The 13667-nt window shown below is 36.4% G+C and carries 7 protein-coding genes; 4 read left to right on the top strand and 3 right to left on the bottom strand.

Going from position 1 to position 13667, the window contains the following annotated elements; genetic code table 11:
* Window positions 1–13: 13 nt before the first annotated feature.
* Complete coding sequence (locus CA2015_RS19210; protein WP_048643361.1) at window positions 14–3235, bottom strand: SusC/RagA family TonB-linked outer membrane protein; 3222 nt, start codon at window positions 3233–3235, stop codon at window positions 14–16.
* A gap of 206 nt (window positions 3236–3441) precedes the next feature.
* On the opposite strand from CA2015_RS19210, the gene CA2015_RS19205 reads away from it, so the two are divergent.
* From CA2015_RS19205 to CA2015_RS19195, 3 genes are all read left to right on the top strand, one after another.
* Entirely contained in the window at window positions 3442–4044 is a 603-nt protein-coding gene (locus CA2015_RS19205; RefSeq protein WP_048643360.1) for a TetR family transcriptional regulator, read from the top strand.
* A gap of 701 nt (window positions 4045–4745) precedes the next feature.
* Window positions 4746–6821: a tetratricopeptide repeat-containing sensor histidine kinase gene (locus tag CA2015_RS19200; RefSeq protein ID WP_048643359.1), complete on the top strand. Its 2076-nt coding sequence runs from the start codon at window positions 4746–4748 to the stop codon at window positions 6819–6821.
* Between the two features lie 333 nt (window positions 6822–7154).
* On the top strand, window positions 7155–8543 hold the full coding sequence (locus tag CA2015_RS19195) for an arginine decarboxylase (RefSeq protein WP_048643358.1): 1389 nt from the start codon (window positions 7155–7157) through the stop codon (window positions 8541–8543).
* Window positions 8544–9314: 771 nt separating this feature from the next.
* Here CA2015_RS19195 and CA2015_RS19190 read toward each other — a convergent pair.
* Window positions 9315–11066 carry a c-type cytochrome gene (locus tag CA2015_RS19190; RefSeq protein ID WP_048643357.1) on the bottom strand — a complete coding sequence of 584 codons (1752 nt, stop codon included), beginning with the start codon at window positions 11064–11066 and terminating at the stop codon, window positions 9315–9317.
* A 443-nt stretch (window positions 11067–11509) separates the two neighbouring features.
* Here CA2015_RS19190 and CA2015_RS19185 point away from each other — a divergent pair, with 443 nt between their 5' ends.
* A complete protein-coding gene (locus tag CA2015_RS19185) occupies window positions 11510–12052 on the top strand; it encodes an acyloxyacyl hydrolase (RefSeq protein WP_048643356.1) in 543 nt (180 codons plus the stop codon).
* A gap of 397 nt (window positions 12053–12449) precedes the next feature.
* On the opposite strand, the gene argJ is transcribed toward CA2015_RS19185, so the two are convergent.
* Window positions 12450–13661, bottom strand: coding sequence for a bifunctional glutamate N-acetyltransferase/amino-acid acetyltransferase ArgJ (argJ, locus tag CA2015_RS19180; RefSeq protein ID WP_048643355.1), 1212 nt, complete (start codon window positions 13659–13661; stop codon window positions 12450–12452).
* Window positions 13662–13667: the final 6 nt, after the last annotated feature.

The following is a 13667-nucleotide window of genomic DNA, read 5'->3' as shown; positions in this document are numbered from 1 at the left end:
TTCTAATTTGCGTTTATAGGTCAATATTTACCCCGAATGAATATTTTCTTTGGAAAGGATAGGCAAATCCGTTGGCATCGTTAATTGCCTCTGGATCAAGGAAAGACTTGATGGCTGAAAACTCATAAAGGTTTTCTCCAGACACAAATACCCTAATTCTACTTGCCTTTATCCTAGACACCCATTGCTCAGGTAAATTGTAGCCAATAGTAACGTTCTTTACCCTTACATACGCCGCACTTAAAAGGTAACCTGTTTGGGATATATCAAGTCCAGAACCATAGTTCGCATCCGCCAACCAAGATTGAAGGACTGGATAACTCGAATCCGTATTGACATCGGCCAAGCCTGCATCAATATAGGATTGACTGTGCTGTGCTCTCAATGCCTCACTGTCTGCTTCTCCTCTATAGAAATCTAAATTCCAAGGGTAGATATTTGCATAAGGCTGTTGGTAAGGTCCCCAGAAAAGATAATGTCTTGGATAGTAATCCTGTTTGCCAACACCCTGAAGAAATAAAGAAAGATCAAAACCATTCCATGCTACACTTAGGTTGGCTCCCAACTGATACCTAGGTCTACTGTTTCCAATAAGTCTAAGGTCTTTGGGGTTGTCCTCTGTAAGTCCTTCTTCTATTTTACCATCATTGTCAACATCCACATACTTAGGCCATCCTGGTACAATATCAAGTGCTCCCCATGGAATAATCGCAGATTGATCTAGTTGGCTAATTTCATCTTCGGAACTAAATAGACCATCATTGGTTAACCCCCATATTTCACCTACTTCTTGACCAACTCTATAATTTGAAAACAAACCTTGTTCATTTTCAAACCTAGTGATGTAGGATCTGGAATCGGATATGAAGAATTTAGAAGCAAATTCAATAGGCCTATCATAGCTTCCAAATTGGTTCCTATAATTAAGAGATAATTCCCAACCTTTGGTCTGCAGATCGGCAGCATTCTGTTTAGGAGGAGATGTTCCCAAAACTCCTGGAAGTTCAACTGGATTGGTCAACATGTCTTTGGTGTCTCTGATAAAGTAATCAAAAGTCGCAAAGAACCTATCCTCCCATAATCCGAAATCCACTCCAAAATTTGTGGTTACTACTCTTTCCCAGGTATAAAAATTAGGATCCACCGCTAATTGTGGGGAGCTAGAAACTACTACCTGCCTGTCATTATCAATCAAAGCACCAGAAAGTCCTGTAGGAAGAGATTGTAAATAGCCAAAGTTATCTACGTTTTGGTTCCCCAGACTACCATAAGATGCTCTAAATTTCAGTGTTGGATCTCCATCTAAATTTTGAAGAAATTCTTCATCACTAGCAATCCATGCTCCTGATAAAGATGGGAAAAATCCCCACCTGCTCGAACTTGGAAACCTTGATGAACCATCATATCGACCATTAAATTCGATAATGTACTTGTTATCGTAAGTATAATTGGCTCTTCCAAAAACACTCTGAGTAGCATAAGAACTATAACCCGGGGTGATAAATGAGTCTCCACTAGTCAAGCCAATATAAGGCAATGACGAAGAAATCAATACTCTTCTTTCAGCCTGTACAGATGAATAGGTATAGCTTTCTTGGTTGTAACCAGCAAGAAGACTAATGGTGTGCTTACCAAAACTCTTATTATAATTACTATAAAGGTCAAATATGGTATTCTGAAGGCTGCCATTCCTTTGAACCACAGAACCATCACCACCTTCAGTCCTGATATCATCAGGACCATAACCTATGTCATAGTTTTTTCTGTCCCATCCATATATCCATTGTTCTCTTTTGAAACTGGCATTACCTGTTACGGTAAGGTCTCCATCCATAAAAGTACCAATCGCTCTTAGAATATTATGAAAACCAAACATGTCTTCAACATTTCTACCTCCATCTACCAATCGTGCCGCCAATCTTCCCGCATCCGTATTGGCCCAAGACCCATCAGGGTTTTTGGCTACCTCTATAGGTGTGAGTGAATAAATATCTGTAATATTATTGGTTGACTCCTCACGCTTGGTTTGATAGATATTGAGGTTATTATCCAATTTCAACCAGCTTTTAGGGGTAGCAGTAATCCTTGCTCTTAAAGAATACCTATCCCAGTTGTCCGGTTGTAATTTGTTCATACCATTTTCCCTGGTATAATCCCCAGACACATAATAGGTCATAGGCATGTTTTCATTGTTTGAACTTCCACTTATGGACAAACTTTGATTGGTAGAAAAACTAGAACTGTTGAAAAAATAATCGTACCAATCATTGTTTCCCATATAAGCCCATTGACCTGGGTTATTTGGATCAACTCGTACATCTTCTACAGAAGGATCTCCTGACCTTTCTTTGGCCCAGGTATAATGATAATCATTGAAATTGATATAATTCCAAGGAGTATTACTTGTCGCTTGATCCATTACCCTGCTATAAATATAGGGATCAGTTACTGGTTGTGGCATCACTGTTGGTTTTCCCCAGGAGAAATTACTATTGTAGGAAATTACCTGCTTGCTACCACCTTGTTTGGTCGTGATTAGTACTACACCAAATGCTGCTCTCGCTCCATAGATAGCTGCAGAAGCCGCATCTCTTAATACCGAAAATGATTCTATATCTGCTGGGTTTAATCGCAATAGATCATCGTAAGCAGCAGCCACTCCATCAAGTACAATAAGTGGACCACCACCATTAATAGAAGTAAAACCTCTAATATTAATATTTGGTATGCTACCTGGTCTTCCTCCAGAATAGGTAATATTTAAGCCTGGGCTTACACCTTGAAGACTTTGCATTACATTTCCAACAGGTCTATTTATGATGTCTTCCCCAGAAACCTGATCTACAGCTCCAGTCAGATTGATTTTCTTCTGGGTACCATACCCCACAACAACAACCTGCTCCAAAAGTGTCTCTTCAGCCACTAAAGTCACATCGATAATTGACTTGTCACCCACAGTAATATTTTGTGTCTCAAAGCCTATAAAAGAAAAAACTAACTCAGCGTTAGAATTTGCCACCTCAATGCTATAAACTCCATCAAAATCAGTAATGCTTACACTTCCACCACCCTTTTGATAGACCGACACCCCTGGTAAGGGTATGCCTTCAATTCCGTCTTTTACCACTCCTGTAACCACGACTTGGGCTTGAGCGGCGAAGACAATCAGCATAAATAAGACACTAAAGCTTATTCTTATACTGACTTTTTTAAATAATTGTAAAATTTTTTCCATAAAGTATTGGATATTTATTTGGTATTGATTGAATTAAATGTGAAATCGAGTGCAAGGTAGTTCGCACATATTACCCTAGTGTTAATGGGACTTTATCCTTTGTTTATTGAATGTTCATTCAATATAAATTCTAATAAATTTAACAAAAAATAGCTTAAAAAATAAACCTGAATCACTATTTTAGTATTTTTATTTTAAACTAACATATGAAGTCAAGCATAAGAACCGAGCGAAAGAAGGAAATAATATCAGGATTTTACGAATTGTGTAAGCGAGATGGTTTGGAAAATGTTTCCATTGCAAAAATTGGAAAACACCTTGAAATGCCCCCAAGTCTTATTATGCATTACTTCTCCAATAAGCGACTATTGGTACTTGGTTTAATAGATTACATCCTTCATCAATACCAATTGATTTACAAACCAATAATTCTAAAATCTGAGAAAAATAGCAAATTAGATCCTGTTCAGTTGGTGAATAGGCTTTTTTCAAGAGAATGGAATCTGCTTTTTGATGACGGTGTCTTTTTTAGCTGCTATGCTTTTACTTTTAGAGACAAAGTGATAAAAGAAGAGTACAAAAAGCTACACATTAAATTAAGACATACCCTAAAGACCCTTCTCGATAAAGATGAGGCTCTCGTTATAAAAGATACTGAAATACTGGCTGAAAAAATCTTTGCCGTAATAGAAGGTGCCTATTACTTCTTATCATTAATAGACGACCCTAAAGAGTATGAACGAAAATTAAATATGTACAAAAGTCAGGTTTTTGACTTAATCCATGCTGATACAGAAGTGGTCAATTAAATTATTCGAAATAGGCAATACACTTTCTATTACCTGCTGAAATTGCTTCACTCAAACACAGGCCAGGCTTAGCTTCTGACAATTGTCAGGGCCGAGGGATCCTATTGCATAATCCCGAAATATGCAATAGACTTTCTATTACGTGCTGAAATCGCTTTAAAATCAGCCACTTCGTTGCTGTTTTCAATTTCACCATAGCGGTGCTATGCTAAAATCTCCAAACAGCCTGATTTTCTTGCGATTGCAACACTTCCCATAAACACGGGCCAGGCTTCACCCCTAACATTGTCAGGGCAGAGAAATTCTATTACATAATCCGGGATAATCCGATTTTAAAAGTACCTAAAGTGAGTTACTAATGGATAGCCACCGCAGGTTAATTGCCCCTAACTTCTCCACTAAAACACACCCTTTCTGTACCATCCGAAAGAGGCAAATGACAAATTGTTTGAGGTTAAATCGTCCTTAAATCAATTTTCCACGAATAGGATTAAAGAAATATAAAAATAAAAAATACCAGACAAATATATTGGGTAAAGTGTTTATCCTTAGGAAAATGCCATTAAAACATAGAAAAAAGTTCAATAAGTTTATTGCGATTTTATTCTAATTTCCCCATAAAAAAAGGTGTAAATTTGTTTTAATTATTCTCTTATTAAAAATTAGTATTTTTAAGGAATAATGGGCTAATTTGAACACCTATGAAAAAACAAAGAGCCATTTTTTTTGATATTATGAAGGCTTGGTATAGAATTACTTGTTTATTTATTTGCCTACTTTTATGTTTTGCATGCAATAGCAATCGCACAGAAAAACTTGAACTTTCTCTAGAAATTGACAATGCTATAGCTGATGCTAGCAATTATTTAAACAGTGGCCAACTTAGCAAGTCCATCACTCATTTTGACAGTGTTTTTCAAAAAGTGGACAAAAAAAATGCCCTAGACTATTGGGAAAAGTACAATTTCCTTGCTGGCGTTTATTTGAATTACGATTTTGATTTAGTTAAATCAGAAAGCTATTTGGACAGCATGTACCTAGTATTAAATTATGGTGACCAAATCAGCCAATACCGCTACGTATTGACTACCTTTTTGAAAGGTGATATTTTACAAGCCAGGCATAAGTACAATGATGCCTTTCAAAGTTATTTTAATGGAAGAGAGTATGCGATTGAAAATCTTGACGATTGTCACGTTAGTGATTTAACCTATAGACTGGGCATATACAGGTATAACCAGAAACAATACAGTGAAGCCATTCCATTTTTCAAAAAAGCCATTGAGGAAAATAGAGCTTGTTGGGGAAATGGTGATTTACAACAGAATATTAATGAGCCCCAAAGGTATCGCAACACCTTAGCTTTAAGCTACGAGAAATTAGGAAAGTACGACAGTGCGGCCTACTATTATATTAATGCTTTGGCCTATCTTGAGGAAATTAAGCCTAAATACCCAGAAAGAGATTTATTTATAAATTCAGCTCTGGGAGTCGTAAAAGGAAATCTTGGAGGGGTAATGGCAATGCTTGGCAAAACAGGTGTTGCGGAACAATTACTAAAAAGCAGTATAGCTATTAATAGCCAACCGGATTACGACTTTAGCGATGCACAAACAGCCAAATTGAAATTGGCTAAATTATTTATTGAAAATAAAGAGCTCCAAAAAGCCGCCATTTATTTAAATGAGCTAGACATTGAACTGCCTCAAGCGGAGGTGAAAAACAGACGATACTTAGATATTCTATTACGTTGGTACTTGATTAAGGGGGAGTATTATGAAAAGAATGGAGAAATGGAAATGGCTTTTGACGTAATGAAATCCTACCATCATTTAAATGATTCAATACAAAGCATTGACCAGGAACTTAAATTTGTAGATGTAGAAGGTTCCTTTCTAAATGCTGCTCAGAAATATGAATTGTCTATTTTAAATAGGGACAATAAAATAAAGAATATTTATTTGGCCACAGCTGCTGGTTTCACTCTTCTTTTGGCAGGCTTTTTAATGGTCAATTGGTATAATTTGAAAAAATCCATCAAAACAAATGCCCTTATCCTTCAAAAAAACAGGGACCTTCAAGATACTTTAGCAGCTCTGGAGTTTAGTCAAGCAGAAAATACCAAAATCATGTACATGGTTGCTCATGATCTACGCAACCCCATAAGTAGTATGATAATGATGGCCAACCTAATACTAGACGACCCTCAGGTCAAAGGCGAAAACAAATACCTGCTAGAAAACATTAAAACTTCTTGCAACAATTCTATGGATCTAATTGCTGAAATGTTACTTTCTAATAAGAAAAACAGCAAGCTGGCAAAAGAACAAGTAGAGATCGGAAGACTGCTAAAATACTGCGTTGAAATTTTAGTTCATAAAGCAGAAGAAAAGAACCAAAACATAAATTTGAATACACTTCCTGTCAAAGCTTTAATAAGTAAAGAAAAGATGTGGCGAGTGCTAACAAATTTAATAGCCAATGCCATCAAATTCACGCCCGAAGGCAAAACCATCGATGTGAATATGAAAAGCAACAATGAAAAGATTACCATAATTATAAAAGATGAGGGCATAGGTATACCAAACTCCATGAAAAACCTGATTTTTGATTGGGACACTATGGGGAAAAGAGAGGGAACGAATGGTGAAAAACCTTTTGGTATGGGCTTGGCCATTTGCAAGCAAATCATCACGGCACATGATGGAAATATATGGTTTGAATCAGAAGAAAATGTAGGTACCACTTTTTATGTTGAATTTCCTATTAAGAATTGACCTACTCTCCCAACTGAATTTGGTATAATAGCCAATTATTTCCGGCATCAATACCAACAATTTACCAAACCAATCAAACTGTTTTACTCCTTATAAATCTGAAAGAACAATAGGTTTATTTTTTTGGCGTGAAAATTGAATCAAATACACCAGCATTGCAAAATCCTTTGAGAAAAATCAACCCTGATATTGGGAAAACTTCTATGTAAAGAGATCGTTTAAAACTGGCATTTTTCAAATTTGTTCTTCTTCAAGATAAAATTGATTTGATATTACAGTTTTTAATGCAATTTTTGAACCGAGTAAATATTTAATGTCTATTAGCAGCCAGAAATGAACAAATACATTGACCTCATAAAGCAGACTTTTGATTTTCCTACCAAGGAATTCAAGGTAACAGATAACCAATTGCAGTTTAATGGTGTAAACCTCTTGAATATTATTGAGGAATACGGAACTCCCTTAAAATTAACTTACCTCCCAAAAATCTCTGAAAATATCCAAAATGCCAAAACCTACTTTGGCAATGCAATGGAAACTCATGATTATAAGGGAAGTTATACCTATTGTTATTGCACAAAGTCTTCTCATTTCAGCTTTGTAGTAGATGAGGCGCTAAAAAATGGAGCGCATATTGAAACGAGCAGTACATTTGATATCCCCCTTGTAAAAAGCCTTTATGCCAAGGGTAAAATTAAAAAAGACATCTTTATCGTTTGCAACGGTTTTAAGAGGGACTTGTATAAACAATACATTACCGAATTACTCAATGAGGGATTTGTGAATTGTATTCCTATACTGGACAATATTACAGAAATAGATTATTATTTAGAACATGTAAAAGTCCCTTTCAAAGTTGGAATTAGAATTGCAGCAGATGAAGAACCGACTTTCGGCTTTTACACTTCACGATTGGGTGTGAGGTATAATGATATTATCAGACTTTATGAAGAAAAAATCAAAGACAATCCCAATGTAAGTCTTAAAATGCTTCATTTCTTTATCAACTCGGGTATCCGTGATACGGCCTACTATTGGTCAGAACTTACTCGATTTATTCAGAAATACGTAGAACTTAAAAAGGTAGCTCCAGAACTGGATACCATGGACATAGGCGGTGGTTGGCCCATAAAGACCAATGTTTTTTTTGATTATGACTACCAATACATGGCAGAACAAATCATTAAAAACATCAAATGGATGTGTGCCAAAAACAATACTATAGAGCCAAATATTTTTACAGAATTTGGTAGCTATACAGTAGGTGAAAGTGGTGCCGTTCTGTATTCAATTTTGGATGAAAAATTACAAAATGACAAGGAGTTATGGTATATGATTGATGGCTCATTTATCACTCAACTTCCAGACAGTTGGGGCTTAAACCAAAAGTACATTATGTTGGCCATTAATAATTGGGACAAGGAATACCATAATATATCCCTTGGAGGTCTTACTTGTGACAGCATGGATTATTATAATTCAGAGTCTCATCAGTTCAATATTTATCTACCGAAAAGAGAAAAAGACAATCAGCAATACATTGGTTTCTTCCATACAGGAGCATACCAAGAATCATTAGGGGGATATGGTGGTATTCAACATTGCCTTATTCCAGCTCCTAAGCACGTGATTATAGACAGAAATAAAGATGGCTCTATCCAACATCGATTGTTTGCTCCAGAACAGGAGAGCAAGGACATGATGAAGATCTTGGGTTATTGATCAAATTAAAATATTAAGTAAAGTAGTAAAGAAGGTTCCGGAGCTCGGGCCTTCTTTTTTTGTTAAACTAAAAAATTTTAATTGACTTTCTACTTGTGATGGAATGGACGTTAATCCGAATTATCCAATAGGATTTCTCCGCCCTGACAGAAGTCAGGGATCAACATCACCGGTATTTCCAAAGGACTGTAATTGTAAGATATTCAGCATTTTTGTAGATTTCAGCACAAAATAGAACGGCTATTGTATATTTCGGGTTTAAAGGTTCGATGGCAAATTTTAAGTTAACCCCTGCTTACCAACAAAGCAAACCTAAGCCTGCCCCTCACCTGCTTCTTTCTAAAGTTTATTTAAGTAAAAAAAACTAAATAATTAGTCATTTTAGACATAAAAATAAGCTATGAAAATCTTTTCATAGCTTAAGTCAATTAACAATAAACCCAAAATAACCAAGTTGTAATAGCAGGATTTGAACCTACGATGAAAACATCACCAATTCCCTCAAAGGGGTATTACAAATACCAATCTTTCTAATTGGTATCACAAATATAAGGACAATAATTATTTTACAAAAGTATTCTCTACTTATTTATATTTTTTTTTAACTATAAGGGTTAATTGAAAAAATTATTTAACAAAAATTTAACACTAAATCCACAAAAGACTCAAATAGACTAAATAAACCAGAAATAGGTAAGCAACTTTCTAATAATTGATAATTGACCTAAACTGGAAATAGGCAAAAGCATCCTTTAGCCTTTAATTTCACCCTTATTTTTCAGAGTTAAAGGTAACTTTCCATATATTTCCACCTTGTTCTTTCCCTCCAAATTCAATTACATAAAGAAATCCATTCAGCAAAACAGCATCCACAGGTTGTGTAAAACCTTCTGCTATTCTATAAGTATTTAACTTGAAATTTTGTTCTTCATCAAGGAATTGAAGGTCAAGCAATAAAAGGTCTTCTCCATTTTTGGTAAAAGGTTGCATCAAGGCAGATTTCTGTCCATTGGTATACCTTGCAACAAGCCCTTTGCCTTTGAATCTTCCGGGCAGGGAATTGTCATTGTCAAAGACCAATCCAAGAGGGGAAGAATGAGGCGTAAAAGTCCTGACTCCGATTCCTAAATTAGACGCATCTTTTATTTCACCCGTTTCATTATCTCTGAACTTATCTGCATCAGGCCCATAGTTTAAGATGCTTTTGCCAAAATTAACACCCTCAGGCCTTTTTGGAAAATCAGGATCATTATAGAAATCATCTGGCCAGGCTGCGGCACTGGGATTAAGAAAAGGATCCTTTTCCGGATCCGGTATCCAGTCTGAAAATTGTTGTGGGGATTCCATGCCTCCCATTATCCAAGGATAGCCATAATGGTAAGCTTCTCTTACCCAAAACATATCCTCATTTTGATCATAATCTCCTGAATTTACAACTGCCATGAGTCTTCCTTCCTTATCTAAAGCAAGATCATAGGCATTTCTTAGCCCTTCTGCATACAAGTAACCCTGTTCCTTAAGAAATGAAAGGTTATCTGGAAGCAACAAATTGACAGCATCAATTGGAATCCGAAAAATTTTGGATGTAAGCGCCACATCTCTAGAGTTGGGATAAGCACCCAAATTGTCTTGAACTTCTCCATGGTCAGTTCGGCTTCCACTTACGACGTATAGGTATTGCCCATCAGGACTTACTTGCAAGGCAGACCAGCCGTGATCAAAGGGTGTATTGGTTGTTCCATATTCCTCAGTAGTAAACACCACTTCTTCTTTGGCTTTGTTTTCCTCATCCCATTTTACCCTAACCAATCTACCTATTGTGCCTTTATTCTCATTAACACGAACATTCCCACTTAACAATAAAACATTTTCATGCATGGTAGCTCCTTGTAACCTACTGATTCCATGATCTGAAACATCTAGCATTTTTTCAAGTTGATGCGGATTATCTATGGGTAACCTATAAATTTCACCATCGATATTGGCATACCAGAGGTAATTATTTGGACCGCTCCAAATCCTAACAACCCTTGGAACAACTTTAGTGAAATGGCTAATCTCAATATCAGGAACGAGTGGAATAGGGGCATTTTGGGTTAAACTATTTTCGGTTAATTGTTTTAGGTTTTTAATAAATCCCACTAGACTCCATCGCTGTTCCTCGGATAGAAATTCCTGAAAAGAAGGCATAACCGCCTTCCCTTTGGTAATTTTATAGAATAATTCTCCATCTGTTTGCCCCTGAACTCTTGTTGAAAGCAAATCGGCAGGTTGACTACCCATGGCTTGTCCTGCTGCTCCATCTCCTCTTCCTCCTGCACCATGACATGTGGAACAATAAATTTGAAACAATGCTTTACCATTTTTTAAACTTTCATCGTCTGTAAACCTGTTTTGAAGTGTCTTCACACTATCTGGCACCAACCAATCCCCTTCAGCATTAGCAAGCTTTCCACCTTTTTGATTGCAGGAAAAAATGATAAAAATCACACTAAGAAAACCTAATAGACATTTGATATTCATAATCTTTCAACTAAAATTCAATTTTCATCATAATATAAAAAATTGTCGATTAGATTATACTATATACAGTCTTTTTTCCTTGATATAGAGAGATAATACAATAGTATATTTTGGCCAAAATAAAGCTAGAACAAATTGTAACTAGCCAAAGTGGCTTGGGCTTTTTATTATCAAGAGGTATATAAATAGAAGCCTCAGGAAAATAGTTTAATAAACGACACCCATATAAAACAACTACAAAAAACTCATATTCAAACAATTACAAACCTTACTGAGAAAATCATGCTCAAAGCACTTAGTACTTTTTTGATTGAACAAGGACTATAGAAATTCGAGAAATTAGGAAAAAGTAAGCATGAATAGCAAAGGTAATAATAATGTTAACTATGAAATTTATTACCTTAGTTCTTCAACTTTGTGTCTCACCAAGCCAACATTAGGTCATGATAAAGCGGGTTCTATTTGTAATTTTATTTTCAGGATTATTTGCTCCTACTTTTGCTCAAAACACCAATAACCAGTTCAAAGTAGGTTTTGATGCTGTTGCTGTACTCAATGAGTATTATAAAACCCAATTTCCTGCAGGTTTTGGGCTTTCTTTCAAAGGATTGATGGCCATGCCTAATGAGGCCCAATTAACCTTTTCTGGAAACTACCTCTATTTCCCCTTGAATTCCAATTACATTATACCCAAGGGAGAAAACATTAGCCTACATCAAATACCTGTATTTATTGGTTACAGAGTTTACAGGCAATCCTTCTTTTTTGAACCTCAAATTGGTGCTTCATTTTTAATCAATCGAAATAAAAATATTGTAGGTACCAATTCCTCCAAAAACATTCAATTTGGCTTTTCTGCTGAAATAGGTTATGTTTTTAATCAACTTGAGTTAAGTCTAAGGTACCAACAATCGGGTGCAGCACCTTATCAAATGGCGATTTTAGGTGCTAGAGTAGCCTATACCATTACTGGAGCAAACTATTAAGACGCAGACACATATCTATTTCTTGGATTTCGGGAATGAATAAAAAGTCGGCCTCAAATAAACCCGAAAAATGCAATAGACAATCTATTAGGTGCTGAAATCGCTTCAGTTCGTTGCTATTTTCAATTTCACCATAGCGGTGCTATTCTAAAATCTCCATACAGCCTGATTTTCTTACGATTGCAACACTTCCCGTAAACACGGGACAGGCTTCACCCCTGACTATTGGGTCAGGACGGAGAAATCCTATTACATAATCCGGGTTTAAACTCTCGATTGAAATCGAAAAAATCTATTGTATCATCCCTAATAAATCATCGATTACCAAGACAAAATAAAAGCCTCTAAGTTCCCTTGGAGGCTTTTATCGATGTATTTATCAAAATATGCGATTGGATTAAGTCGTATATACCGAATTAAACATCACATAGTCAGTGGTAAGGTCTGAACCCCAACCTGTAGCTTCCTGCTTACCCGTATTAAGTTCCAAATGAATTTTAATATGAGATTCCCTGAGCAGTTTTTTCATATAATTTTTATCAAACTTGGTAGGCGAACCTTTTAAAAGCACCTGAACTTGATTGTCCGCATCACCCAAATAGAGATTGGCTTTTTTATAATTAAAGCTAATCCCTGCATTGCCGCAAGCTGCAATGATTCTTCCCCAATTTGGATCCCGACCAAACATTGCTGTTTTCACCAAAGTAGAGTCTGAAATTGCTCTGATTAACTTCATAGCAACATTTTCTGAGATGGCTTTTGAAACCCTATATTCAATAAATTTAGAAGCTCCCTCACCATCAGAAACAATCAACTTGGCAAGGTGGACTAGTAATTCACCTAGCTTTTCCTTAAACAAAAGGTAAAGGGGGTCATCCTCACTTGTGATCTTTTCATTCTCAGCCATACCGTTTGCCAAAATTGCTACCATATCATTAGTAGAAGTATCGCCATCTACAGTGATCATATTGAAGGACCGGTCTACACAGTATTTCAAGGTCTTCTGAAGCAACTTTTCGTCAATGGCAATGTCCGTGGCTAAAAAAGAAAGCATCGTGGCCATATTGGGATGGATCATTCCGGATCCTTTCGCTACCCCTCCTATGGAGATGGTTTTTCCTTCCCATTCAAAATCTACAAAGCCTTCTTTTGCAAAAGTATCTGTAGTTAAAATAGCATTGGCCAGGAAAGAACCTGCTTTTGCGTCATTGGATAATTTTGGTACGGTTGCTTTTATTCCTTCTACCACATCTTCTGTAGGGAATACCTCTCCTATTAGTCCTGTAGAAGCAACAATAACATCATCTGGAGAAATATTTAGTTCCGCCGCAACTGTGTCCGCCATCGCCTCTGCACCTTTACGGCCTTGCTCACCAGTACAAGCATTGGCATTACCTGCATTACATACAATAACCTGTGCCCTATTATTGGCAAGGTTTCTTTTAGTCACCTTTATTGGTTCGGCCTGAACTTTATTTTGTGTAAGTGTCGCAGCTGCTGCTGCCGGAACTTCCGAAAAAATGATTGCCAAGTCCCTTCTCATGGATTTAACTCCCGAATGAGCTCCCCAACATTTAATTCCTTTTACACTTGTAATATTCTTAATCATTACGTT

This window comes from Cyclobacterium amurskyense (assembly GCF_001050135.1).
Taxonomy (GTDB): domain Bacteria; phylum Bacteroidota; class Bacteroidia; order Cytophagales; family Cyclobacteriaceae; genus Cyclobacterium; species Cyclobacterium amurskyense.
This window is presented reverse-complemented; position numbering and strand designations above follow the sequence as displayed.

Bases quoted from the DNA above. Each gene is read 5' to 3' on its own strand.
- CA2015_RS19210 (WP_048643361.1), bottom strand. From the start codon at position 3,235: ATGGAAAAAATTTTACAATTATTTAAAAAAGTCAGTATAAGAATAAGC.
- CA2015_RS19205 (WP_048643360.1), top strand. From the start codon at position 3,442: ATGAAGTCAAGCATAAGAACCGAGCGAAAGAAGGAAATAATATCAGGA.
- CA2015_RS19200 (WP_048643359.1), top strand. From the start codon at position 4,746: ATGAAAAAACAAAGAGCCATTTTTTTTGATATTATGAAGGCTTGGTAT.
- CA2015_RS19195 (WP_048643358.1), top strand. From the start codon at position 7,155: ATGAACAAATACATTGACCTCATAAAGCAGACTTTTGATTTTCCTACC.
- CA2015_RS19190 (WP_048643357.1), bottom strand. From the start codon at position 11,066: ATGAATATCAAATGTCTATTAGGTTTTCTTAGTGTGATTTTTATCATT.
- CA2015_RS19185 (WP_048643356.1), top strand. From the start codon at position 11,510: ATGATAAAGCGGGTTCTATTTGTAATTTTATTTTCAGGATTATTTGCT.
- argJ (WP_048643355.1), bottom strand. From the start codon at position 13,661: ATGATTAAGAATATTACAAGTGTAAAAGGAATTAAATGTTGGGGAGCT.